Annotated in this window: 20 protein-coding genes, 1 tRNA gene and 2 pseudogenes; 9 read left to right on the top strand and 14 right to left on the bottom strand. The window is 56.6% G+C overall.

The window, feature by feature from the left end; genetic code table 11:
* Window positions 1-689, top strand: a 689-nt coding sequence (locus GKC41_RS07760) for an ABC transporter transmembrane domain-containing protein (RefSeq protein WP_154313674.1), incomplete at its 5' end; no start/stop codon positions are given.
* 2,756 nt (window positions 690-3,445) lie between these two features.
* The gene (locus GKC41_RS09125) at window positions 3,446-3,856 is read left to right on the top strand and encodes an ATP-binding cassette domain-containing protein (protein WP_154313673.1); all 411 of its coding nucleotides are present in this window, start codon (window positions 3,446-3,448) and stop codon (window positions 3,854-3,856) included.
* 1,203 nt (window positions 3,857-5,059) lie between these two features.
* On the opposite strand, the gene GKC41_RS07750 is transcribed toward GKC41_RS09125, so the two are convergent.
* Window positions 5,060-5,425, bottom strand: a complete 366-nt coding sequence (locus tag GKC41_RS07750; protein WP_229281717.1) for a hypothetical protein — start codon at window positions 5,423-5,425, stop codon at window positions 5,060-5,062.
* Between the two features lie 2,370 nt (window positions 5,426-7,795).
* Window positions 7,796-7,872: transfer RNA gene (locus GKC41_RS07740), tRNA-Pro, on the bottom strand.
* Window positions 7,873-8,065: 193 nt separating this feature from the next.
* On the opposite strand from GKC41_RS07740, the gene GKC41_RS07735 reads away from it, so the two are divergent.
* The 7 genes and pseudogenes from GKC41_RS07735 (at window position 8,066) to GKC41_RS07710 (ending at window position 15,674) form a co-directional block, all read left to right on the top strand.
* Window positions 8,066-9,496: a UTP--glucose-1-phosphate uridylyltransferase gene (locus GKC41_RS07735; RefSeq protein WP_154313670.1), complete on the top strand. Its 1,431-nt coding sequence runs from the start codon at window positions 8,066-8,068 to the stop codon at window positions 9,494-9,496.
* 143 nt (window positions 9,497-9,639) lie between these two features.
* Window positions 9,640-10,422: pseudogene (locus GKC41_RS09120) on the top strand (WYL domain-containing protein); the annotation flags it as partial.
* 75 nt (window positions 10,423-10,497) lie between these two features.
* Window positions 10,498-11,595, top strand: a pseudogene (locus tag GKC41_RS09115) (helix-turn-helix transcriptional regulator); the annotation flags it as partial.
* A gap of 21 nt (window positions 11,596-11,616) precedes the next feature.
* The gene (locus tag GKC41_RS07725; protein WP_154313668.1) at window positions 11,617-11,940 is read left to right on the top strand and encodes a hypothetical protein; all 324 of its coding nucleotides are present in this window, start codon (window positions 11,617-11,619) and stop codon (window positions 11,938-11,940) included.
* Window positions 11,941-11,953: 13 nt separating this feature from the next.
* A complete protein-coding gene (locus GKC41_RS07720; RefSeq protein WP_154313667.1) occupies window positions 11,954-14,518 on the top strand; it encodes a DEAD/DEAH box helicase in 2,565 nt (854 codons plus the stop codon).
* Between the two features lie 84 nt (window positions 14,519-14,602).
* Window positions 14,603-14,950, top strand: coding sequence for an RNA polymerase-binding protein RbpA (locus GKC41_RS07715; RefSeq protein WP_029678882.1), 348 nt, complete (start codon window positions 14,603-14,605; stop codon window positions 14,948-14,950).
* The gene (locus GKC41_RS07710; RefSeq protein WP_154313666.1) at window positions 14,943-15,674 is read left to right on the top strand and encodes an HAD hydrolase-like protein; all 732 of its coding nucleotides are present in this window, start codon (window positions 14,943-14,945) and stop codon (window positions 15,672-15,674) included. Before GKC41_RS07715 ends, GKC41_RS07710 begins: the two co-directional genes overlap by 8 nt.
* Before the next feature lie 259 nt (window positions 15,675-15,933).
* Here GKC41_RS07710 and GKC41_RS07705 read toward each other — a convergent pair whose 3' ends face one another.
* From GKC41_RS07705 to trpB, 12 genes are all read right to left on the bottom strand, one after another.
* On the bottom strand, window positions 15,934-16,530 hold the full coding sequence (locus tag GKC41_RS07705; RefSeq protein WP_154313665.1) for a MerR family transcriptional regulator: 597 nt from the start codon (window positions 16,528-16,530) through the stop codon (window positions 15,934-15,936).
* Window positions 16,531-16,543: 13 nt separating this feature from the next.
* On the bottom strand, window positions 16,544-16,987 hold the full coding sequence (locus GKC41_RS07700; RefSeq protein ID WP_110417160.1) for an FHA domain-containing protein: 444 nt from the start codon (window positions 16,985-16,987) through the stop codon (window positions 16,544-16,546).
* Window positions 16,988-16,993: 6 nt separating this feature from the next.
* Window positions 16,994-17,827 carry a DUF881 domain-containing protein gene (locus GKC41_RS07695; RefSeq protein ID WP_154313664.1) on the bottom strand — a complete coding sequence of 278 codons (834 nt, stop codon included), beginning with the start codon at window positions 17,825-17,827 and terminating at the stop codon, window positions 16,994-16,996.
* Between the two features lie 4 nt (window positions 17,828-17,831).
* Entirely contained in the window at window positions 17,832-18,164 is a 333-nt protein-coding gene (locus GKC41_RS07690) for a small basic family protein (protein ID WP_015021764.1), read from the bottom strand.
* Window position 18,165: 1 nt separating this feature from the next.
* The gene (locus tag GKC41_RS07685; RefSeq protein ID WP_195760203.1) at window positions 18,166-19,122 is read right to left on the bottom strand and encodes a DUF881 domain-containing protein; all 957 of its coding nucleotides are present in this window, start codon (window positions 19,120-19,122) and stop codon (window positions 18,166-18,168) included.
* Window positions 19,115-19,747, bottom strand: a complete 633-nt coding sequence (locus GKC41_RS07680) for a CDP-alcohol phosphatidyltransferase family protein (protein ID WP_195760202.1) — start codon at window positions 19,745-19,747, stop codon at window positions 19,115-19,117. Before GKC41_RS07680 ends, GKC41_RS07685 begins: the two co-directional genes overlap by 8 nt.
* 4 nt (window positions 19,748-19,751) lie before the next feature.
* Window positions 19,752-20,603, bottom strand: coding sequence for an ATP phosphoribosyltransferase (gene hisG, locus GKC41_RS07675; protein WP_324612104.1), 852 nt, complete (start codon window positions 20,601-20,603; stop codon window positions 19,752-19,754).
* 50 nt (window positions 20,604-20,653) lie between these two features.
* Window positions 20,654-20,917: a phosphoribosyl-ATP diphosphatase gene (locus GKC41_RS07670; protein ID WP_046322855.1), complete on the bottom strand. Its 264-nt coding sequence runs from the start codon at window positions 20,915-20,917 to the stop codon at window positions 20,654-20,656.
* Between the two features lie 31 nt (window positions 20,918-20,948).
* Window positions 20,949-21,614: a ribulose-phosphate 3-epimerase gene (rpe, locus tag GKC41_RS07665; RefSeq protein WP_029678892.1), complete on the bottom strand. Its 666-nt coding sequence runs from the start codon at window positions 21,612-21,614 to the stop codon at window positions 20,949-20,951.
* 90 nt (window positions 21,615-21,704) lie between these two features.
* Window positions 21,705-22,616, bottom strand: a complete 912-nt coding sequence (gene lgt / locus GKC41_RS07660; protein WP_154313662.1) for a prolipoprotein diacylglyceryl transferase — start codon at window positions 22,614-22,616, stop codon at window positions 21,705-21,707.
* 37 nt (window positions 22,617-22,653) lie between these two features.
* Window positions 22,654-23,562 (bottom strand): tryptophan synthase subunit alpha, encoded by a 909-nt coding sequence (gene trpA / locus GKC41_RS07655; protein WP_154313661.1) that lies wholly within the window; start codon window positions 23,560-23,562, stop codon window positions 22,654-22,656.
* Window positions 23,562-25,667 carry a tryptophan synthase subunit beta gene (gene trpB / locus GKC41_RS07650; protein WP_154313660.1) on the bottom strand — a complete coding sequence of 702 codons (2,106 nt, stop codon included), beginning with the start codon at window positions 25,665-25,667 and terminating at the stop codon, window positions 23,562-23,564. Before trpB ends, trpA begins: the two co-directional genes overlap by 1 nt.
* Window positions 25,668-25,681 lie beyond the last annotated feature (14 nt).

Genomic DNA, 25,681 nt, shown 5'->3' with positions numbered 1-25,681 from the left:
TGACAGCAATCCAGCAAGCCATACTAGGCACAATAGGGGAGAAATCATTATATTCCATTCGCAACAGCATGGTCGACAAGTTTTTCCGGATGAGTTTGCTTGATAGGGAACAGAAACCTCCGGCCTGGTATTCGCAAAGAGTTTCCAATGATGCCGCTTTGATAAAGTCGGTTCCATCGCAATTCCTCTCACTGGTGCAAGGAATAATCCTGATTGTAGGTTCAGGGGTGTGCCTTGTGTGGCTTGACCCCATTTTCTTTGTGATAGTTCTCATTCCTGCAGGTTTTTCAATATCACTTATGCTTATTGCAACTAAGCCGGTAAAAAAACTGCAGAACAATCTGCAGAATGCAACAATGGACATGACCTCGACTGTGCAGGAAGCCGCCGCTTCCATGAGAACACTTGAAGCCTATACTCGCAAATTTGCACTTATAGTCTATTCCTTTGGCGCTTTACTGGCTACAGCATTAGCTGAACAATTTTCTGATCAAATAGAATCACTCTTTTTACTTGCACCGGAAACTGAGGCAGAAACAGCTGAACTAATCTTGCCTAAGAGAATCGTTTATCACATGTCCAATTTGGATCCGAAGATTGACCATAATGAACTCTTTGCATACAGAGCTACTGCAGTGTTGGAGAGTCAGGATATCTTCAATCTATTTAAAAAAGTACTTACTTCCTAGTTTGAGATCCAACAATGGTAACCAAGTAGTCCGATATCTGTTTGAGAATCCTAGATTCGCACAAAAGGCCTCCGGTTATTTAAAAACCTATAGGGTCCAGTAACAATCGCTGTAGGTCAAAACGACAATATAGTTTGGTTTCAAGACGATTTCTCCCATTACTGCACTCTGCAGGAAGTGAAGTTTGTGTTTATATCAAAAGCGTGACATACTCTCCATCTTGATAGGCAAGCAAGAATAAAGGAAATTTATACCGATCGGCTTCGTAATTTGAACGCTCGGGTTACACCTTGAAAGAAAAGATATTATGCATGCGAAAGATTGTCAGCCATTGGATCTGCTGTTGTCGAATATGACACGAAACATCTTAAAGCATTTATCACAACCTTCCGGAAGTCGTAAAAGCATATTCTTACGTAAGCGATTTAATTGGTAACCCATCAACTCTTTGTATAACGTCAAAAATCTCGTGCAAAAATAGCTTTAATTCAGAAACTATCAATCAGCCTGGCCAAGGGATGCCCGTATGAGCTAATTAGTTGTTTTTTTATAAAACAATCCCAGAATACACTGACGGGACCAGTATAGGAAAACTGAAGATTTAGCGTATTTTAGTTTTATAAGTTCGTACGATTTAATTCGACCCTGCTCACGAAATGCAATGAGCATTAACGGTAAATCATTGAAGCAAAATGAATACACGCATGCAGATACCCCGAAAGAAAAGGAAGCGCCGCAAGGGTTCTATAGAATGCAGCCAACAGTAACATTGACAAAGGTGATTCGTAGATTGAAGACTGCCACTATCTAGGTCATAGCATTTCGATCTCAGGCGAGATTACTCCGATAGATATGTGTACTCTGCCTGATATGGAAGCAATCGTGGATGGTTCTCCATATCTGTCTGTGTCTACAACAAGATTGAAAGATTGAAGGAACGAGAATACGCGCTTCGGCTTGTGGAAATAAGGACGTGATCCTATAAAAAAAAAAGCCGGTTCCACGGTCTAGGTGAGAGCGTTGAATCTGCCACGTCAGCGAATCCCCTATTACGGGGGAGAAAGAGACTGGATCACATCAACGTCCCGTGCTCGTGATGGTAGTGTGCAGACTGCACTTATTAGCCGTATCAACACCCTAAAATTTAAGCACATAAGTAGAGATACGGACCAACATTGTTGAAAAGAGGTAGCTATGAAAGTGGTTGCTATAATAATGAATGCCGTGAGCATATTAGGCTTAATTGTCACAGCTGCTGTACAAATTCGAGCTGGCTATTACAGTGACGAGCACCCTAGCCTTTTCACTCAATTCGATTCGACGCAATCAGATCTTGCATGGATTTGTGCCTTGTTATTTTTTATTCTTTTCGTATTATCACTTTCAATGGTGATTTACTTTGTCGAACATTCAAAACGAAAGTCGCGGAATCAATAAGCACATTTTTAACAAATTTTTCAACACCAAATGTACATTTAAAACACTGCATGCTAAACTACTATTGAAGGCAAAAACTATACACTTTCTATCAAAATCTCCGGCAATAACTCCAGGTATAGAACAACAGAACCTTTGTAAAAACTCGTCATCCAAAGATCTGAAAATTATATGTGACGCGAATTTGTATAACACTGTCCCTCACAGCTGGCGGACGACCTTACTTGTAATTCGGATGCTTCGCCTGACCGATAGGATCTGAACCCGCGACCCCTCGATGAGAAAGGTACTGTATATGTACATGCAAGCGGCCTTTAACTATTACTAGTATCTGCTGGAATTCAGCCAATGCTAGCAAGTTCCCACCACTAATCTACATGAGCTGAAACTGATAGGTTAGTGCACCACTGTGCCCTTCGAATTTCCAGTGTATTTGAATCATAAGAGGTAGGGATTCTTGCTGTTAACAAATCTTGGCGAAGATATACTCAACTCCCTAGCCTTGGAATAATATCGAGAAATGGAAAATTAGATCTCTGCAGCTAAAATTGTTTTTCGCCGCCTGTCGAGGATTACAAAAAAATATGTTCAATGAACATTTTTCACGTTACTTGCATAACCAGTCAGTCCTGCAGTTCAAGTAAGCAACTTCAGGCCATGGCAATCATTGAGATTCGTAACGAGTCGGTTACCCTAGCCCTGTTGAATTACACCAGCTCGACCATCCCGCTACAGCTCCGTTTTAGCGCTTACGACAAAAACCGCACGAAGAACCTAACTCGAAAATGACGCACCTTTTGAGACTCTAAAACTGGTGACATCTTGTATGAGAAGATCTGTGACTTTATTGTGAGATGGGTAGATTCTGCCAGTCGTTTGGGAAGCCCAGTGGTTTGAGTGCCAGGATAACGGTTCATCAGTTCTATAAAGTTCTCGCACCAATGAGTGACGCCCAGTTGCTTTAGCAGGAAGTCTTCCATGGACAGGAACCCGCAGGGCCTCTCGACTTGCGCCTGTGATGAGACAGTTGCCCAGACGGTCAGCGTAGGCCATCGGAATCGGTGAACTCTGTTTCAACCCGACCTTCCACAAGTGGCCGAAGTACGAGCTCCCCGGTTATCTTTGGCGACTGTCCCCAACGGGGGAGTACTTAGGCCAAAATTCCTGCCACTCGCATTCGCGTCATGCAGTGCAATAATGTCTGCATGATGCTAATGGGTCGCAGCTACAAGTTGACGGGCTGAGCAACCTACCGACCGGTCACAACCAACGATTCCCATGATGATGAATCAGACCGTATCGCCATCAGAGGGAAACCCATGCCGAACCCTAGTATCATCACCATTACCGACCTCGGCTTCGCCTATCCAAGCGGCTCATCCGCCATTTTCGAGCTTCTGTCAGCGACCCTTGACCGGGGCTGGACCGCCATACTCGGCGACAACAGTTGCGGCAAAACCACCCTAGCTCTGCTCTTGTGCCAATACCTATCGCCGACCCAGGGACGAATCAGTCCGAAACTCAGCATCTTGATCTGCGAATACTGTTCCCAGTCTATCGCCGAACAACCGCGCAACCTGGACAGTTTCGCCAACGATTGGTCACGGCGACCCGTTGCTATCAGACGGACCCTGGGCATAGCAGACGGTTGGACCTACCGGTATCCGACCCTCTCCGGCGGCGAAGGCGAAGCGTCTACAACTCGTCTGTTTCCTCAGCCGAGAACCTGACCCGCTGATTCTAGATGAACCGACCGATCATCTTGACCTACATTCCCAGTCAGCCCTGGCCGAGGTGCCGGCACCCTACCAGGAAGCCCTAGTGGGTCGTCTCCCACGATGAAGGCCTCCTGGACGCTGTAAGTTCGATTCGCTGGGAGGTCGAAAGATCACGGGACATCTGACAGCCCGATATTGGTGTGCGGGATATGATACACGAATTAATGAAATACCGATTGCCAGGTGTCTGTCATCTAAAAACGACGCTCCAATCTGCCACAGCGCAGTACGGCTAAACTAAAAGAGAGAAGAAATGGGAAGCACTAGGGGCATGTCAAATATGTGCACGATTCGGAGAATACAAGAATTGTAAGGCGCAGAACCTTGGAATCGTTACTATTCTGGTCGGAGCGGCAGGATTTGAACCCGCGATTCCTTGTAAAATAAGCTGCTGTTCTGGTGCATGCGAGCTGCATGTTAATACTGATAATAACCGAAGATTTAGTGCGAATCATAGCATGTTTCAGTTATTAACTGATACCAACTTATGAAGGTACTTATCATTAGCGATGTGCCCAATACGTGTCCGATTTTATTTCACTCCCTCATAAGGCAGTAAGTCAATTGGTCCTCAACAGTGTAACGACAGGTAGGCCTATGATTACGAACAGCAGTATAAGAAGATTTGAGAATAATAGTGAGCATAAAATACCGACTAAGCATCAAGTCTTCTCTGATTTCAAGACAGGAACCCTGTCGCCAGGTGATCAAAGGATGCAGAAAAACATCAAAATGTCGCAGATACTATGCTCCATGTGAGCCCAAGAGATGTCGCAACCTATTTCAGTAATCGTACTCAGTGCGTGGTCACTAAGATCTTCGGAAAAGCAGGGGAGTATTAAGTATATTTAACTGGATAAACAAGTAGGGGTTTATCCCTAAACAAATGATGTTTACGAATAAACCCTGCTTGTCAGTGGCTCTTCTCCTTTTTTACTTATTGCATCTTCCTGTTCAGCCAAGGTCCTATAAACACGATAAAGCAGTATGTCAAAGTTCCACAAACTAAGCCAATTATCGTATATGGGCTTGTCAAAACTACCTTCCATGGCCGCCCTACAACCTCTGCAGTCACCACTGTCAGCAATACGCAAATCACTATATAAAGCGGAACGGAAAGAATCTTTTTTAGCATATCAGGAGACGTCTCTCTTCTCAGCAGACATTGTGCCAAGGAATGTACTCAGCGGCAATTGATTGGCCAATTGTGCAAACGGCACCTGCAGCAACATTCGCAAGACCAAGTGGCATGCAAACACCGATGCCCCATCCTATGTTTGCTGCAATTGACCTTAATTTGCTCTTTGCGCATCGTGGCATCAGGCCCAGCTTGGGAACGATAACTAGTTGACGTGTATCAGCATTCCATTCAAGTGTTGCCTGACGCCCGCTCGGAAGCTTGGGAGAATCAATGTGGAAAATCAGATTACCCTGACTATCCTTCCATTCAAACACGTTCCCTTGCTGAGTGACAGCCATTACATCGCCAGAGGCAAAATCGATAGTGAATGTCGGATACATATTTTCATGTTCTGGCCGGATTTCACGGATAATATTATCTGTCCCTTTGACCTGGGTATCGGATCCTAGCACTGATTTTTATCGATAGCGGACTCTGAATCGGATACTTGTGTTTCCGCTGCATTCGCGGTAGAGGGTGTTAGAACTAGGATGCCAATAAATGTCATCAGTGATACTGATATAGCTGCTAGCTTTTTAGATAATCTTTGTACTTGCATTTTTAGTCATCTTCTTTGATTAATAAATATAGCAACACAACGATGTGTTGGAACCAATTCTATTGGGTGCTGGTTACTTTGTATTCTACAAAGAAAGGAAAAAATGTCAAATTCTTGAGTAATTAGTATTAGGTATATTTATTAGTTATTGTATCATTAATCAAGTATTAGTAAATAAAGTTGGAATTGGTTTCATATTGTTGTGAGACTTGTCGCTTTGCCATCTTCAAGTATTAATGTGAAGTAAAGCATGGTCAGCTTAACGCCCGACGAGTAATACATTAAAACCATTAACATCATCAAGCACTGCGACTTCGCCTACGAATAGGCGTAAAACGTCAGGGAAGCACGCATTATTGCATAGTCATTGCAAAAATCAGAGGTATCAACAAATTCACAGAAGACCGTCCTTCGGCTCACTTTTGAGAAGAAGTACCTTCTTGAGATTTTGAAGATACATGAGCCTGATTGCTTTCCAGTATGGTCGCAGCTATGAGCAAACTTCCATTGTCAAATTCTGATGTCCTGGCCGATAACTTCGGTCAAAGATCAGCGTAAGTGTCCAGAATCTCAGTGACAGAGGCGTGGTCCAGGACTGCCTGCAGGGTCTCTATGTCCGCACCGGCCCTGATCGCTGGAAGGCGGAGGTGTCGCGTAGAGAACGAATGACCAATTCTTAAATATCCTGCATGCCGGCTTCACGCAGGGCAGACGCCCATATACAGTTCCGCCAGTTGATGATGGTCTGCCTATCACCTCGCGGCCCAAACAACCGATAATTCTTAGTGTCCGGGCCCTCCAGCAAAGTCTTGACCATGGGCAACAGCTGGCTGGGTATGGGAATGAACCTGGTTCGGTTCCCTTTCGGAACGGTTTCGGCCAAGTGTAAGTTGGCATTGACCGACTGGGCACGAAGCACGTTGAGCTGATTTCGGCTCAGATCCACGTCTCCGCATCTTAAGACCAAGGCTTCGCCGATACGTGGCCCCATGTATTCAAGCAGGTAGACGACCGTGGCATTTGCCGAGTCCATCTGCAGGCAATGGACTTAAGCTTCTGTGGGGTCACATATATCCGCCATTGAAACGCCCTGCCGTGTGGCGCTTTGGCCTTCGCCACCGGATTTATTCAATCCAACGGTTCTCAACCGCTACATCCAGAAAATTCCCCAGAGCGATCTTACCCGCTGAGCGAATCGATGATGCAGACAGTGGGGAGACGGAATCTCGTTCACTTCCCAATAAGGCGCAGTCCCTTCGGCAATGCAGACGCACCAGTACTGGATCTGCACAGCGGTAATATCACTCAAGACCGCATTTCCCGATCGGGCAATGACCCAGACGCGTAGCTCGCGCATGTAGCGTCCCCCGGACGAACTCTTAATCGTAGAGAGATCCTGTCGCCATAAGTCCGCAGCCTGCCTCAAGGGTTGGCGTGAGTCCCTGGAATCGATCTACCGGTTTGACCGTATCCGGTCCTCAATCTCGGCCATGAAACCCTCAGCTTCGCCGTGGTGGCGGGACAGTATTCTTCGGGTGGTGCCAGCAGTCCTCCATCGCACCTCCCAACGAGACCCTTTTTGAAATCCTTGAATCTGTATTGCACAGGGACTTTGGCGTTCTGAGGGTCATCCGTGTATTTGGCAGGGAGTGCTATATATCGACGGCTCCTACTTGCAGACATGGCCTTGCCCAGTCGTAACCTGGGCGGCCTTCAATCACCTATCGTTTATCCGTGCTTTTGCCATGACAACCTCTATGCGTCAGATACCAGCTCATTCCCATCAGCGATAACCAGCATGAACCTGAGTCGCTCTTCGCTGACGAGTAAGAACAGATATGAGTCAAGCAATGAGCGAAAACCCGGCTCCGACTCCGATGAGACTGCTAACGCCTGCAGAGGCGGTAGAAATCCTGGGTGATGTAAGCATCCTCAACGCATGGGGAGCGTGGAAAATCGAACTCCTATACGTGCATATAAGACGAACGGTAAGATGCCGGCCTGAGGATGTGGCGGCCCAAATATTCCGTAACACCATGCTGCCGAATAAGCTGAAGATCTTCCGAATCGGAGGGTGACGTACCTGATATATGCCCGATTCGGAGCAAATGACAAAAATTCCAAGGCCTAAGACCTTGGAATTATTGCTATTTGGTCGGGCCGGCGGGATTTGAACCCGCGACCCCTTGACCCCCAGTCAAGTGCGCTACCAAACTGCGCTACGGCCCGACGGTGCATCAGCACCGAGTAGAAATAGTAGCACAGCGTCACCGGGCCGACAATGGTCCGGCGAGTCCTGGTTGAAGAGTCCCGACAAACAAGTCCAGACAGACCGAGCCCCATGATCGACTTGCTATCATTATTCTGAACGGTCGGCGCAACCCGCGTCGGCCGCAAGTCGTCCCAGCCCGGAAGGGGTTCCATGAGCACAGACGTTTTCGACCTTTCGGCCGCGAAGATGCGAGACAAGGGCATGAGCGAAGTCTCCATCAACCAGTTCAGGCATCTTTACGAAACCTGGGAACGGGGAGATGCCAAGGCCTGCGTGCGCGAGAAGGACGTCACCCCGCTCAAGGATGTGCCCCGCACCAAAGACATCCACGACACCATGGACATGGACATGGCCTTGGACGCGTTCTCCCGCACCGCCTTCATAAAGCTCAACGGTGGGCTGGGCACCTCCATGGGCCTGGAAAAGGCCAAGTCTCTGCTGCCCATACGTCGCCACAAGGCCCGTCGGATGCGCTTCCTGGACATCATCATGGGTCAGGTGCTGACTGCCCGCAAGCGCCTGGGAGTACCCCTGCCACTGATCTTCATGAATTCCTTCCGCACCTCACGAGACACCATGCGCGTGGTCAAGCAAGACCGCCGCTTCGTCCAGACCGACGTGCCCATGGAGATTATTCAGCACATCGAACCCAAGATCGATGCCGATACTGGCCGTCCTGTTGACTTCCCAGCCAAGCCTGATCTGGAATGGTGCCCTCCCGGCCACGGCGACATCTTCTCGACCATCTGGGAGACCGGCCTGCTGGACACACTCAAGAAGCAGGGAATCGACTACCTGTTCATCTCCAACTCCGACAACCTGGGCGCCAGACCTTCGAGGACCCTGGCCGGCTATTTCGCCCAATCCGGAGCACCCTTCATGATCGAGGTGGCCAAGCGGACCGAGGCTGACCGCAAGGGTGGCCACATCGTCATCGACAAGGCCAGCGGACGCCTCATTCTGCGGGAGATGTCCCAGGTGGACCCGCATGACCGCAGCTCGGCCATGTCCATCCGCAAGCATCCCTACTTCAACACCAACAGCATCTGGGTTAGGGTCGATGCTCTGCGCGACAAGCTGGCCGAATACGACGGGGTGCTGCCCCTTCCCATCATTGAGAACCGGAAGACCGTCGATCCCACCGACCCTTCCACCAGACCCGTTGTGCAGTTAGAGACAGCCATGGGTTCCGCCGCCACGCTCTTCGAGGGGGCCATCTGTGTACAGGTGGACCGTATGCGCTTCCTGCCGGTCAAGACCACCGATGACCTGTTCATCATGCGCTCCGACCGTTTCCATCTGACTGACTCCTATGAGATGGAGGACGGCAATTATGATTTCCCCAACGTCCAGCTGGATGAGCGCTACTACAAGTACATCGCCGATTTCGACGAGCGCTTCCCCTACGGGGTTCCCAGCCTGGCGGCTGCCAACTCGGTCACCATCGAGGGGGACTGGACTTTCGGCAGGGATGTGACCCTATACTCCGATGCCCATCTGAGCGACCAGGGGCGCTCTTCATACGTACCCAACGGTCAGTATGTGGGACCCCAAGGGATCGAACCGGACGAGTGGGTCTAGAGCCAGGCGCAACAAGGTTCAGCCTGTCAAGAAAAGGGACCATATTTGGGTGTTTGGCTCCCACGGTCCTGAAAATCAATCTATGATAGGTAGACGTGCGTTAGGCGCACTGATACACAAATTTTAACGATACGCGAGGACTGATGGCAGAAGGCACGAACGGAAGACGGCGTTTCTCGGATAAATGGGGCAAGCACGAACTTGATGTCCTAGCCGTCTTATCGTCCGCTTTCCCGCAATGGCTTACATCACGGCAAATAGCGCAACGGGTGAAGGCCTATGCCGACTCCTACGGCGAGCTGGCCGACCAGGCCGCCAAGGCTGCCTTCGCCAAGCAGTTCCAGCGTGACCGGGCCAAGCTGGCGGCCATGGGCATTGCCATCGAATCCCGTCAACCCGAGTATTCCTCCAAGTCCGAGGGGCAGGATTTCGCCTCCTACCGTCTGCAGCTGGGGGACGAGCCCCGCATCCGCATGCACTTCAATCAGGAGGACATGCCGGTACTGGCAGCGGCCAACTACCTTGCGCGATCCATTGCCATGTCCCAGGAGGCCTGCGAGGAGCCAACCCGACCGGTCTCGCGCACCACGTCCCGCGTGCCGCAGGTGCCCATCCCTGGCCTGGGTCTGGACTCCATAGCCCCTGGGCTGGGTACTCAGCGCATTCCCGACAACCTGGTCAAGGTCATCGATTCCCGCCGCTTCGCCGCCACGGTGGACGTGGACGGGGAGAACCTGAACGTGGCCTATGCCGACTCGGACGATCTGGCCATGTTCGTCCTGGAGCACCCCGATGCCTCCATCGTCAGCCCGCAGGAGGCTGCGGATGCTTTCCGGCGCCGTCTGGATGCAGCCACCCGCTTCAAGCTTGCTGACGAGTCGCAAAGCCCCGGCGCGGCAACGGTCATCTCCCCGGAGATTGCACGAACCAGCGTCGAGCATTTCGCCAGTGACCTGAGTGACGACGACACCGACCTACGGCACGCCCGCCGGGCCAGCGCATCCTCCTTCCAGACCGGGTCCGAGGTGGACCGCCGACTGCGGCTCATGCTCTTCCTGTCCGCACACCTAGGCGAGGAATTCTCCCTGGCCGAGCTGGCCGACCGCTTCATCGGCCACCCGAACAGCAAGGAAGAGCTACGCAAGTACGTCAATACCATCCACAAGGACATCAACACCCTGACCACGGTCTCGGACGACGGGGAGATGGCCGGTAGCCAGTTCTTCGACATCGACTGGTCCCTGTTAGACGACAGCGGCATCGTCTCGGCCACCAACTCACTGGGTTTGGAGCGGCTGGCTGGCATTTCACCCCAGTACCTGAGCATGCTGACCGCCTCGCTCAACTACCTGGCCCATTCGCCCCTGCTGCCCGAGGAATCCCGCAGCCAGGCCGAGTCGCTCTACCAGCGCCTGCGCACCCATGTCGGACCGGGCGAGACACCCTGGCTCTCCCTTACCGGGTACGAGACCGAACCCAAGAGTTTCTCGGTGGTGCGCCGGGCCATCAAGACCGAGTCCTTGCTGGATATGGAGTACACGGACGCCGCCGGCCGGACCCGCCGCAAGGTTGTGGCCCCCGCCAAGATCTTCGTGGATGAGGGCGTCTACTATGTCGCCGCCTGGACCGACATAGGTGACGCCGCAGAGGGCACCGAGGCTGCGGACGCTCCCTCGGATTCCAGCCGTCATCTCAAGCAGGGCACCGGGCGCAACCGGCAGTGGCAGGTTCTACGAATCGCCAGAATCGAGCATGCGACCATCGTCAAGCCCAGCCACAAGGTGGAGTTCCCCGACGTACCGGTCAGCGAACTGCGCAAGTGGTCCTTCGACAACGGCACGGCTGCGGTCTTCATCACTGACCGGCCGGACCTGCCCTACATCAAGTCCCTGCCGGGTGCCTCTGTGGAGCCTTGCGGTTCCGGGCAGAAGGTTCACCTGACCGTTTCCTCGGACTCCTGGTTCGTGGCCTTCTGTATCGCCCACGCCAAGCACATCACCGCAGTGGCGCCCAAGACCCTGCGCACCATGATCCTGGCCCGTGCCCAGCGCGAGATCACCATCAGCGACGCTCACGACAAGGAGCAGGACCGGCACTAGTTCCGGTCGGAGAGGAGTGCCATGCCTGGATGGATCTGGATCCTTCTTGTGATCTTCATGCTGGCCATGCTGATCGGCGGAGCAGTCTACGCCATCCGACACGCCATGGCAGCCAGCCGCTCGATCGGGCGGGTCTCGGACGATCTGAACCGTCACATGCCGCAACCCCCGGCAGCAGGGCAGTCCCAGGCAACGGATAGGACTAAAGGTCCGGCCTTCGCCCTGCCCCTGTCGCAGTCAACCGAGCGCTACAGCCAGGCCCATGCCCTGGTCCTGCAACGCAAGGAGCAGCGCAGGAGGAACCACGGCCGCATCTGGCGGCGGTGGAAGCAGTTCAATAGGTAGTTCTTGGAGGAACATGTCAGGTCATCGTCACCACGGACAGGATTCATCGACATCCGAACCGGGGCCGGCGGAACGTTACGCCCGTTTCAGCCGTCACCGCAAACGCATGACCGGTGCGTCCGCACGCTTTCAGTCCAAGCTTCCCTTCCCCCTGGATGACTTCCAGCTGGAGGCCATCACCGCCCTGGAGGATGGCGACAACGTCCTGGTGGCCGCTCCGACCGGCGCCGGCAAGACCATCGTGGCCGACTTCGCCGTATTTCTGGCCCAGGAACAGAACGTCAAGACCTTCTACACCACCCCCATCAAAGCGCTGAGCAACCAGAAATACCATGACCTGGTCGACCGCTACGGCGAGGACCGGGTGGGGCTGCTGACCGGCGATACCTCCATCAACTCCGAGGCGGACATCGTGGTCATGACCACCGAGGTCCTGCGCAACATGCTCTATGAGCAGTCCTCCACCCTGACGGCACTGAAGTACGTGATCCTGGACGAGGTCCACTATCTGGCCGACCGCTTCCGGGGGCCGGTATGGGAGGAGGTCATCATCCATCTTCCGGCCTCCACCCGCATTGTTGGACTGTCGGCCACCGTGTCCAACGTGGAGGAATTCTCCGACTGGATATCATCGGTGCGTGGACGCACCCATCTGGTGGTCTCTGAGCGCAGGCCGGTGCCGCTGGAGCAGCATGTCCTGGTCCAGGCCGACAGACACACCGAGCCCGAGATCCTGGACCTGTACCGGCACGATGGCTCTGGAAAGCAGACCCCAAAAATCAACCCGCGTCTGGTCTCCCGGCTGGCCCAGCTGGACAAGGCCGGACAGGAGCGCGCCCAGGCCCGCGACCAGGGACACCACCACCGTCATGGCCGAGGCGGCAGGCCGGAGCGAAGGATGGGGGAGCGGTACCGTCCAAGCCGGGCCGACGTGGTCGACGAGCTGGACTTCATGGATATGCTGCCCGGCATCTACTTCATCTTCTCCCGCACCGGCTGCGACCAGGCCGTCCAGCAATGCATCCGGGCGGGGCTGCAGCTGACCACCGACGAGGAGGCCCGCCGCATACGGCACATCGTTGACTCCATGGCCGCCGGCCAGCTCAGCAAGGAGGATCTCAAGGCGCTGGGGTTCTCCCAGTTCCGCTTCGCTCTGGAGCAGGGCTTCGCCGCCCATCACGCCGGCGTGGTCACCCTCTTCCGGCAGATAGTCGAACATCTGTTCGAACTGGGACTGCTTAAGGTGGTCTTCGCTACCGAAACCCTGGCCCTGGGCATCAACATGCCCGCCCGCTGCGTCGTGGTGGAGAAGCTGGAGAAGTTCGACGGCACCGGGCATGTGGCCCTGACACCCGGTGAGTTCACCCAGCTGACCGGTCGGGCCGGCCGACGCGGCATCGACGACATCGGCCATGTGGTGGTGGTCGATCATCGGGACTTCAGCCCCAAGACCATGGCAGCCCTATCCAGCAGGAGGGTCTACCCGCTGCACTCCAGCTTCCGGCCTACCTTCAACATGGCCGTCAACCTGCTCAATTCCTCCAGCTACACGCGTGCCCGGGACACCCTGGACCACTCCTTTGCCCAGTGGGAGGCCAATCGATCAGCCTCGGAGCTGGAGGAACGCATCGAAACTTTGACCAGCGGCCTGGAGGACTACCGGAAGGCCGCCCAGTGCAGCCGTGGCGATCTGATCGAGTTCATGCGCATCCGTTCAGCCCTCTCCTCGGCCCAGAAGAATGATCGCCGCCGCCTGAAGCGGCAACGATTCACCAGCGAGAAGGCCCGCGACCGGGCATTCCGTGACCTTGACCGGCACATCGACCAGCTGCGCGAGCAGGAGCGCAACCATCCCTGCCGCCAGTGCCCGGATCTGCCCAAGCACCTGCGCTGGGGGAACCGGTGGATTCGCATGGACAAGGAACTGCAGCGCACCCGTGAACAGTACGAGTCCAAAACCGGGTCAGTCTCACGCCAGTTCGACAGGATCTGCCAGATTCTGGCCGACCTGCGCTACACCCGCCCCGTGGATCCTGACGACTGCCGACTGACCAGGAAAGGCCAGCTACTCCGGCGCATCTACAGCGAGCAGGATCTGAGCCTTGCCGAGATTCTGGATCGGGGCATCCTCGACAATCTGGAGCCGGCAGAACTGGCAGCCGCAGTCTCCGGGCTGGTCTACGAATCACGCCGTGGGGTAGGGGAGCAGCCGGGGGAGAGGGCCGGATACCGGGCTCCCGGGCTGGTTGAGGCCATGGAGGATATGAAGCGTCAGTGGTCCCAGGTGCAGGAACGCTGTGATCAGGCCGGATTGGAACTGCCCCCGGAAATCGACTTTGGCTTGGGGCCGACCATTTACGACTGGGCCTGCGGCGACTCGCTGACCACCATTCTGCATGACAGCGATCTGACGGCGGGGGACTTCGTGCGCAACGCCAAACGCCTGTCCGATGTGCTCACCCAAATCGTCCAGGTGGAACCCTACCTGGGCAGGGGAGGGCATCACCTGGCCAGGACTGCCAGCATCGCCGCAGACCAGGTCAATCGCGGCATTGTGGCTTACACGGGCGTGGAGTGAACACAGGCCCAATCAGGGAATAAGTTTCAGGTCAACACTGTTCTGTAGCTTGGAGGCAGTGACGGACACGAGTATGGAGGAATCATGGCAGAGCGCAGTCTTCGCGGCATGAGTATTGGGGCGAAGTCCCTGGAATCCGATCAGAATGTGGACTTCGCGGCACGCAGCGAGGTCGCCTACATCTGCCCCAAGGGCCATAGGACCATTCTGCCGCTGGCTGAGGGCGCTGAGGTGCCGCAGGAGTGGGAATGCCGCTGCGGGCAGATCGCTCACCTTGAAGGACATGACGAGCAAGATTCCGGCAAAACCGGCAAGCCGACCAGGACCCACTGGGACATGCTGCTGGAGCGTCGGTCTGAGGATGAACTCAAGGCCGTGCTGGACAAGCGCCTGAAAATGCATCGCGAAGGATGGTTCCCCGACTATGAGTAAATCACCGCGCCGCCTGGTCCTTCTGGACCTCGACGGCACCCTGACTGCCTCACACCCAGGCATTATCGCTTCCGTGGTGCAAACTTTTAAGGATCTTGGTTATCCCGTGCCCGATGAAAGCGAGCTTCGCAGATTCATCGGGCCGGCCGTGAAAGTATCGTTGCGTCGCAACGGCGTCAGGGAGGAAGACCTCGACAGGGGCGTACAGATATACCGGCGCTATTACAGCGAGATAGCAACATTCGAGGATCCGGAACATCCAGGACAACACATTCCTGGACGCTTGCTCGCCACCGTCTTCGACGGCATCCCCGAACAGCTGAATCGTATGCGCGAGCATGGTCTGACTTTGGCTGTGGCCACCTGCAAGCCTGAGTATCAGGCCCTACCGGTCTGTGACCACTTCGGGCTGACTCCACTGGTAGGCGGCGTCTATGGCGCCAGCAAGGACTCCACAAGGATTACCAAGGACCAGGTCATCACCTACGCGCTGGAGCAGCTTAGCTTTGACGCCAAACACGGCGAACGGGCCCTTATGGTCGGCGATCGCTGGACTGATGCTGATGGTGCGCAGGAAACCGGTCTGGACTGCCTGGGATGCGGCTGGGGCTATGCCGAGCCCGGAGAACTTGAGTCCCACGGTTGCTACCGAGTCATCAATCAAGTCGACCAATTGTCCCAGGCCGCCGAGGATTACTTCGATAACGATCAAACTCAGCACTGAGTCGACCAGAACTGTATCCTGCCTTTTAGGACCACCTAGGGCCACCCAAGATTACCTGGGTGGCCCTTTGCAATCTTTGAGTGAAGCTGGTGAAGCGTCACCAAGTTTGACCACAATGGATCGACCGTGAATCGCTGGAAAATGGCAAAATCGTAATCATGACCCAATAAGCCGATAATGTACGTTATGTCAAATTACTTATCGTTTTTCTCCCCTGTTTTGGCCGCTTCATGCCGTTCACACAATATTGTCCACTCAATCATGCAGCCCGCCGGCGCTGCTCGTGTTGGTGCTCCAGACGCTGGCGTAGGCGCATGGCCGTCAGCTCGTCAATGGGCCGCTCAGGCAGTCCTGGGGTCAGCTGTCCGGTAGTCAAATCCACATGGTCACAGGTTTGCAATTCCAGATCCATACGATGCCAGATTGCGCCCACAGAGATAGCAAAAACGGCGCGCCCGGACTGCATCAAGGCAAAGACCTGATCGGGGCCTGAGCATTCGGTTACCCGATCACCGTCGCAGACCACGGTCACATGCTCAAGCTGACCGACGGTCCGACGCTCAAGGTAAGCCACGGTGCTTGTAGCGTTGACCAGATTGACACCGGCATCCAGAAGCCGCTTAAGGACAGCCAGAATGACCACGTCTTTGAAGGAATAAAGCCTGCGGGAGCCTGACCCGTGCGAAGCCTTGATCGAGGGCTCTACGATTCGTTTGCGTGCCCAATAATCAAGCTGCCGATAGGTGATGCCGGCCACCTTGGCCGCGACCGTGCCCCGATAGCCACGGGTCGTGCCCTCGGCCTGCTCAGGCGAAAAGAGTTCCCCCTGCACCAACATCGGCGCCTCTTCGGCCATGTCAAGCCCCCCGTCAGTTCTTGGCGATGACTGCCCGATTATCGAAGTAGACCAACCGGAACTTGCCGATCATAATCTCGTCGCCGTTGTGCAAATCAGCCTGGTCCACGCGTTCACGGTTGACGTAGGTGCCGTTGAGGCTGCCTGTGTCTTCGACACGGAAGCCGTGATCAGTCCTTACGAATATGGCGTGCGCCCGGGAGACCGTCGAGTCATCCAACAGAATGTCGGCCTTCGGATCGCGGCCCACGCTGACCTGGTCCTCGTCCAACAGATAGCGCGATCCCGACACCGCTCCCCTGGTAGAGATCAGCAGGGCTGTACCCTCGGGCAATCGGGCCATGGTCTCCAGATCGTCCTTGGTCAGTGGACGGTCACCGTTGGAGGTGACTGGAATGTTCAGGGCCGGCATGCCGATGATGGTCGTCTCGCCCGCAGTGGGAATAGGTTCTGTCATAACTGCCTATTCTACAGGCTTTGCATACTGGTAGTCCTGCACGCGTCGAACCTGGTCGATTTTGACACTATCGGACTGGTCCACGGACACGGATGCATGGAATTGCACCTTGATCCGCGAGCCCACTCCCCCGGCGATCTGAATGGCGTTCTGCAGACTGTCCGGATCCCCGATGGCCTTGACGACGTAGGGGCTGTGCAGCTTGGCATGATCGCACTGCAGGCCGGTGCGGGTATCCAGCAGATAGGTGCTGGTGACCACCCGGACATCATTGAAGGATATGACCTCGGCCCCGGCGTTGCGCAGCTCCTCAATCAGGTTGAACATGGTCGAGGCATCCACGCGGTCGCTGTCCTCAGTGACCGTTACGACCACTCCCCTGCCCTGGGCCGGCAGCCGTCCGGACAGGATGCCGCTGCTCTGCTCGTTCTGCTGTGCGATGCGGGCTGCCTCCTTCTGCTTGTCGGCGGCGGACTTGATGGAGGTCAGCTGCTGGTTGAGCTGGCTCTTGCGCTCCTCCAGCTTATCGACCTGGTTGCTGGTCTCGTCCAGCACCCGCACCAGCTCTTCCTCAGACAGACTCTGGTAAGAGGACTGGTTATTGCGCACCTGGACAGCGTACCCGAAGCCCAGCAGGGCGCACATAAGGGCCACCAGGACGCTGGTGACCAGCCTGACCCTGGTGGCGTTGGAGTTGAGTGTGCGCAGAGGCCTCCGGCGAACCACAGGGAAAGCGCCGGTCTGTGTATCGTCGGATGGGGCCCTGACCCGCCCGGGCCGCCTGGGTGGAATGCTCTTGGGCATCTGTTCATCGCGTTTCTTCCTGAGGGTGTGTCTCATATGATCACCCCTTGAAAATGAACCGCCGAATAGCGGATACGTTGGAGAAGATGCGGATGCCCAGAACCACGATCACGGCCGTGGACAGCTGGGATCCCACGCCCAGCTGGTTGCCCAGGAAGACCAGCAGAGTGGCGGTGATCACGTTGGAGATGAAGGAGACCACGAAGACACGGTCGGAGAAGCTACGTTCGAAGTAGGAACGGACCGCCCCCATGAGCGCATCCAGGGCGGCCACCACCATAATGGGCAGGTAGGGCTGCAGGACGATGGGAATGTCGGGCTTGAGAAAGATGCCCGCCACCACGCCTAGGATCAGGCCGAGAATTGCCGACATGTCAATGACTCCTTCCGGCATAGGACAGATTGGGCAGACCGACGGCATCCAGGTTCAGGCGCCGCTGCTTGTTCACATTGACGGTGATATTCGCATTCTTCAGGTCACGCAAGCGACTTTGCAAATCGCTGCGAGACATCAGATCAGACAGGGCACCCTGGTCTCCTATGGCTTCGATCTTGTAGGGGGCCTCGATGGAGGCGGTACCCACCAGGATGGTCTGACCGGCCGTGCGCACTGATGTCTGTGTTCCTATTCTATTGCCGTTGATGGCGATGGCCTCTGCTCCTGCAGACCAGAGTTTGGTCAGAAACCACTGCAGGTCCTGGTCGGTGACCAGTTTGATCTGATCGGCATTGTCCCGGGAATCCTTTGAGGCTATAGGGTTGGCCAGGGTAATGACGATGCCCTGGCCCTGCACCTTGCTGGTGCCGTTGGTCAGATCGTCGGCTGTCTGCGTGCCGTCCTGGCCTTGGCCGCCCACTTGACCCGAAAGCGTGTCGATATTGCCGTTGAGGTCCGAAATCTGCCCGTTGAGGTCGTTGGCACGCTTGCTGACCGCCTCCACTTGGGTAATCAGCTTTTCGCGCACCTTCTGACGCGGATCCCTGTGGAGCACTTGCACTATGCCCGTGCCGGCCAAGCCGACCAACACGCAGATGATGAAGACCAGAATCCTGTTCACCCACACGCTCACCGGTGATCTACGCTCAGCGGGCAACAGGCGGGCATCCTCGAACATGGGATCCATGGGGCGGTTGGTCAGGTCATCGATCAGCCTCAGGGACTCATCGGCCATGCGCCGACGAATGGACTCCTGGGAGGGCTCGGAGCTCTCCTCATCCACATAGTGGCGCTCCAGACCGGCAGTGGAATGTGAAAAAGCCGCCCGGCGGTGAATCAGGGCACGGTCGGGCGGCACGGGGAAGGATTCAGGCGTCATCTGTGGCTCAGTCATGATGGCTGTCCTGATGGTCCTGATGGTCCTGACGAAGCAGTCCAATGCCTTGACGTGCATAGATCAGCCCCGCCAGCCAGTAGAGCGCCACACCCCAGATGACGGCGGCAAGAGCCACCAGATGGAAGAAGCGGAAGAAGGCGGAAGTGCCCACATCCGCAAAGATCAGGGCAGGTATGGCCAGCATGAGCACGGCCGTTCCGGTCTTTCCAGCGAAGTGCACCGGCAGAGGGCCATAGTCGTGTTGGGCCAGAGCCAGAACCAGCAGGCCCATGAGCACGTCCCTTGCACCGACCAGGGCCAGAAGCCACCAGGGCAGTATGGAGGCGATGCTCAGGGCAAGGACGGAGCAGAGAATGAGCAGACGATCGGCCACCGGGTCCAGAATCTGACCCAGCTTGCTGACCTGGTTGAACCTGCGGGCAATGATCCCGTCCACACCATCCGACAGGGCCGAAATCAGCATGACCACCAGGGAAATGATCAGATGCCGGTTGGCTACCAGATAGGCAATAAGGGGTATGGATAGGATGCGAAGCAGGCTGATGACATTCGGTACGGTGAGAATTACCGACCGCGGCTCAGGGCTGTACCTGCTGCGTGAAATTCGATCGATCAGTGCCATCCGACTACATTCTAGAAGCTTGAAGGGCTGTTACAAGGATGGCGCGCGCACCAATCTCATAAAGCCGGTCCATGAGGTTGTTCACCTGGTCCCTGGGTACCATGGCCCTGACAGCCGCCCACTGCTTGTCGTGCAGGGAGGAGACTGTCGGAGACTCATACCCGGGCGTGATGCCTACAGCCATGGCTACACGCTCAACCGGGATGTCGTAATCCATCAGTACATAGCGGCGGGCTGTCAGCACACCCTCCAGCCTTCGGGACATGACCGCCAACCGGTCATCATCCGGATCCAGGCGGGGCGACCTGATGAGAATCCCCTCCGACTTCAGAATGGGATCGCCGAAGACCCGAAGCCCGGCGTTGCGCAGGGTGGTGCCGGTGGAGACCACATCAGCGATCAGATCGGCCACACCAAGCTGGACGGAGGACTCCACCGCCCCATCCAGGTGGATCAGTTCTGCCTTGAGTCCCTTGCCGACAAGGTAATCGCCAAGAAGCCGGTCGAAGGTAGTGGCGATCCGCTTGCCGTCCACATCCTGCAGACTCCTGATAGCGCTGGCCTCGGGAGCGGCGAACCTGAAGGTTGAAGCGCCGAATCCCAGCTGGGTGACCTCTACAGCCTCGGTACCCGAGTTCAGCAGAAGATCACGCCCGGTGATGCCCAAATCAATGGTTCCCAGGCCAACATAGACCGCTATGTCGTTGGGCCTTAAGTAAAAGAGCTGGATGTCGTTGTCGACGTCATCGACCACCAGCTGCCTGTCGTTGGAACGAAGACGATAGCCGGACTCAGACAGCAGCCTCCATGCGGGCTGGGACAACATGCCTTTATTGGGCACCGCGACCTTCAACACGGCAACCTCCTAATTGCGGAAGCGAATCTACAGTGGGATGGGATCGGGAGTCACAGATACCTGTAGACATCCTCCAGGGTAATGCCTCGATCGATCATCATTACCTGGATGTGGTACAGCAGCTGGCTCATCTCCTCGGCCGTCCGCTCCTTGCCCTCATACTCAGCGGCAATCCAGGTCTCTCCGGCCTCTTCATTGATTTTCTTGCCGATGAAATGCGTGCCCTTGTCCAGCTCGTCCACGGTCAAGGATCCTTCCGGGCGCTCCTTGGCCTTGGTCGTGAGCTCCTCGAACAACCCATCGAAGGTCTTCATCTGGCTATCTCCGTTCTTCCTGCAAAACCTGTCAGTCCTTGTAGCTTACCTGCGCGGCCTGCCTGATCTGGTCAATGGCCTTGGCCGGGTCGTCGGCACCGTAGACCGCAGAGCCTGCCACCAGGACATCGGCTCCGGCCTCTGCCACGATGGGAGCCGTGGTGGGGCTTACCCCGCCATCCACCTGGATGTGGGTCTTAAGGCCCCGGGCAGTGATCTGGTCACGTAGACGACGGGTCTTGGGCATCTGATTGTCCAGGAACTTCTGGCCGCCGAAGCCTGGCTCCACGGTCATGACCAGAATCATGTCAAACTCATCGAGAATATCGAAGATCGGCTCCACAGGCTCGGCAGGGCGCACGGCCAGGCAGGCCTTGACCCCCATGTCGTGAAGCTGGCGGGCCAGACGGACCGGGGCATGGACGGCTCCGGTATGGAAGGTAACGGAGGCGACACCCAGCTTGGCGAATTCAGGGGCCCAGCGGTCGGGGTCCTCGATCATCAGATGCACGTCCACCGGCAGGTCGGTCACCTGGCAGATGCGCTCCACCACAGGCTCACCAAGCGTGAGGTTGGGAACGAAATGGTGGTCCATCACGTCCACATGGACCATATCGGCATTGGCAATAGCCTTGAGATCCCGCTCCAAGTTGGCGAAATCGGCGGAAAGAATGCTGGGTGCTATCTGAATGCTCATGGAGATTATTCTATGTTGTGCGGAAGACTGGCGGCACCGGTTTGTGGCTCAATTGCACAGGTCCCGGCCCTTGGGTGGCCGACCCCTGCCCTACTTGCTCTGGGCCTCGGATTCCTGACGGACCTCGAGCTCGGTGATGGTCCTCAGTTTTTCGGACAAGAGGGAGGTTGGCTTGCCCTTGCGCGCTATGAGGACGAAGGCTGCGGCCGCCAGGAAGAAGACCGTCATGGACACCCAGACATTGATCCTGACTCCCAGGAATTCGTGGGCGAAGTCGATGCGAAGGGCCTCGATCCAGGTGCGTCCCAGGGTGTACCACATGACATAGAGGGCGAAAAGGGATCCGGCCTTGAGGACGTTCACCGCCTTGTGGCCGATCCAGACCAGGAGGGCTGCGCCGATCAGGTTCCAGATCATCTCATACAGGAATGTGGGCTGGAAGAGGGTGCCGGTCGGGCAGGTGGCCCCGTCATAACACTGTTCGCTGCTGCCGATGGCGGAACCTGCCGCGTCGATCTTCAATCCCCAGGGCAGCGTGGTGGGAGCCCCGTAGAGCTCCTGATTGAACCAGTTACCCAGCCTCCCGATGGCCTGGGCCACCAGAAGGGCAGGAGCCACGCTGTCTGCCAGCAGGGCGGTCGGGTAATTCTTGTGACGGCACCAGGCCCAGGCTGCCAGGGCTCCCAGGAGGACCGCACCCCAGATGCCCAACCCGCCACGCCAAATGCGCAGGATGTCTGCAGGGTTGCCGTTGGCTCCGAAGTAGCGTTCGGGGGTGGTGATGACGTGATAGAGCCTTGCGCCGACGATGCCGGCCGGTACCGCGCAGATGGCGATGTCCAGAATCTGGTCGGTCCTGCCACCCTCCTTCTTCCAGCGCCTGGCCGTGATCCAGGCAGCCACGATGATGGCCAGGAGCATGGTCAGGGCATAGAACCTGATGGTGACCGGCCCCAGTTGGAAGCTGGATATTCCCGGCGATGGAATGTAGGCAAGCGTCATAAAGCCCCAATCTAGCCCCTGGACCTTACAGCCCCGCTCACTTCCTGGACTGGGAGATGCCCCAGCGTAGATCTGAGCAAATCTCAGCCAGTGATTCCAGTGCCTTTCTGCGGTCCTTCCGCGGCCTGCCCTCGTCATCCAGAAGGCAGTGGACCAGAGCCGAGCCGACGATGACCCCGTCCGCGTAGGCGCCGACCTGGGAGGCCTGCTGTGCGGTCGAAACCCCGATGCCCACGCAGACATAAGGAGCGCCCGCATGCCTGACTCTCGCCACCAAATTCTGGGCTGAATTGGACATGCTGGTTCGTTCGCCGGTCACGCCCATCCGGGAAGTCGCGTAGACGAAGCCCCTGGCAGCACGGGAGGTGATCTGCAGACGAGCATCGGTGGAGTCGGGCGAGACCAGATAGACCCGATCGAGGCCGTAGCGGTCAGACTGCTCTATCCATTCCCCGGATTCGTCTACGATCAGATCGGGGGTGACCAGCCCGGCCCCACCGGCCTCGGCCATGCGCTGTGCAAAATCCGCCACCCCGTGATGCAGGATCAGATTCCAATAGCTCATGACCAGAGCCCTGGCACCGTCCGCCTGGACCTGACGCACCGCGTCGAAAACACCCTCGACCTTGACGCCATTGTCGATGGCGCACTTGCTGGCCGCCTGAATGACTGGACCGTCCATGACCGGGTCACTGTAGGGCAGTCCGATCTCGACGATGTCGACCCCGCTTCTCACCATGACCCTCATGGCCTCCAGGGATGTGGGCACATCGGGGAATCCATAGGGGAAGTAACCGATAAAGGCCGGCCTGCCCTGCTGGCGGAGGGCCTGCAGTGTGGACGCCACCGGGCTGGTCGCGCGGCTGAACCCCTTGGGTTGGACAGGTTGGACGGGCTGGACAGGTTGGACGGGGGCTTTCTGCCATTGCCATTGCTGGTTGACCATCAACGGGCCTCCTCTTCTGCTTCATTGCTCTTGGCCTGCCCGGCCTGGGCTTCCAGAGCGCTGGCCTCCTGCTCGGAAAGGTAGCCGAACCATCTGCCCGCCGTGGCCACATCCTTGTCGCCCCGGCCCGAGATGTTGATCAGAATGACAGGATTCCTGATTCCCTTGCGCAGAAGGTCCGTTGCCGCCTTGCTGGCTCCGGCCAAGGCATGCGAGGACTCCAGGGCGGGGATGATGCCCTCGGTCCGGCAGAGATCGCTGAAAGCCTGCATGGCCTCCTTGTCGGTCGCATAGTCATACTTGACCCGGCCCATGTCGTGTAGCCAAGCATGCTCAGGCCCCACCGAAGCGTAATCCAGGCCGGCGGAGATGGAGTAGGTATCCATGGTCTGGCCCTGGTCGTCCTCCAACAGATAGGATTTGGTCCCCTGGAAAACGCCGACCTGACCGGTGCCGGGCGACAGGCGGATGGCATGTTTGCCCGAACTGGGACCGTCTCCACCGGCCTCGTAAGCATAGAGGGAGACCCGGGGATCGTCCAGGAAGGTGTTCATGATGCCGATGGCGTTGGAACCTCCGCCGACGCAGGCCACAACTCCGTCAGGATGGTCGATGCCGTATGCGGAAAGCTGGGCAGAGGCCTCTTCGCCGATGATCTTCTGAAAGTCCCTGACGATGGTCGGGAAGGGGTGTGGGCCGGCCACCGTGCCCAGCAGGTAGTGAGTGGACTCCACGTTGGTCACCCAGTCGCGCAGGGCCTCATTGATGGCGTCCTTGAGAATCCTGGTACCGGTGGTCACCTCGACGACTTCGGCTCCCAGCATTCGCATCCTGGCCACGTTCAAGGCCTGTCTGCGGGCGTCGATCTGCCCCATGTAGATTCGGCACTTGAAGCCAAGGAGGGCGCAGACCGTAGCCGTGGCCACGCCGTGTTGCCCAGCGCCGGTCTCCGCGATGACCCGGGTCTTGCCCATGCGCTTGACCAGGAGCCCTTGGCCCAGGGCGTTGTTGATCTTGTGGGCGCCCGTGTGGTTCAGATCCTCCCGCTTCAGGAAGACCCTGACCTGGCCGCCGACACGATCGCTGATCAGCTTGGCGAACCTGGGAGCCGGCGTCAGGGCCGAGGGACGCCCCACATAGACCCGGTTGAGCCTGTTCAGCTCCTCCCGGAAGGCCGGATCGGCCTTGGCCTCCTTATAGACCCGCTCCAGCTCGTCAAGGGCGCCAACCAGTGCCTCAGGAACGAAACGTCCGCCATAGGGGCCGAAATAGGGACCGTCATGGGTCGACAGGGGCCTGGCCTCGGCGGCCTTGAAGCGGTGACCAGCCTGAACCAGCAGGCGGACCGTCCCCTCCTGGTCCTGGGAGGTGACCAGCCCCTCTCCTATCAGGACCGCATCGGCCCCTGCCCGGGCGTACTGCTCCAACTCGACCGTCCCGAACACTCCGGACTCGGCCACCTTGACCACATCCTTGGGCAGGTTGGAGGCCAGTCGGGCATACTGGTCGACATCAACGCTCAGGTCCTTCAGGTTGCGGGCGTTGATGCCGATCACCCTGGCGCCGGCCGCAATGGCCCGCTCGATCTCCTGACGATCATGGGTCTCCACCAGGGCGGTCATGCCCAGGCTCCCGGCCAGATCGAGCAGATGCTTGAGGCGGGTGTCATCCAAGGCCGCCACAATCAGCAGAATCATATCGGCTCCGTTGGCCCTGGACTCCCAGACCTGGTAGTCGGAGACGATGAAGTTCTTGTTGAGCACGGGAATGCCCACGGCCTGCCTGACCTGCCGCAGATCCTCCAAGGACCCCAGGAAGCGCCTGCCCTCGGTCAGGACCGATATGGCCGAGGCGCCCCCATTGGCATACTGCCGGGCCAGGGCAGCAGGATTCTTGATGTCGGCAAGATACCCCTTGGAGGGCGAGGCGCGCTTGATTTCCGCGATGATCGGAATACCAACGCTCTCCCGGAGCAGTCGGCCGGCGTCCAGAGGTTTGCGCTTCATGCTCCTGACCTGTTGCTTGAGGCTTTCCAAAGGAATCTTCTGTACCCGGCTCCTTGCATCCTCCACGGCGCCGGCCACCAGTTCATCCAAGACGGTCATAGAGCCCTTCCCTC

Source organism: Bifidobacterium asteroides (genome assembly GCF_009683175.1).
GTDB lineage: Bacteria > Actinomycetota > Actinomycetes > Actinomycetales > Bifidobacteriaceae > Bombiscardovia > Bombiscardovia asteroides_H.
This window is presented reverse-complemented; position numbering and strand designations above follow the sequence as displayed.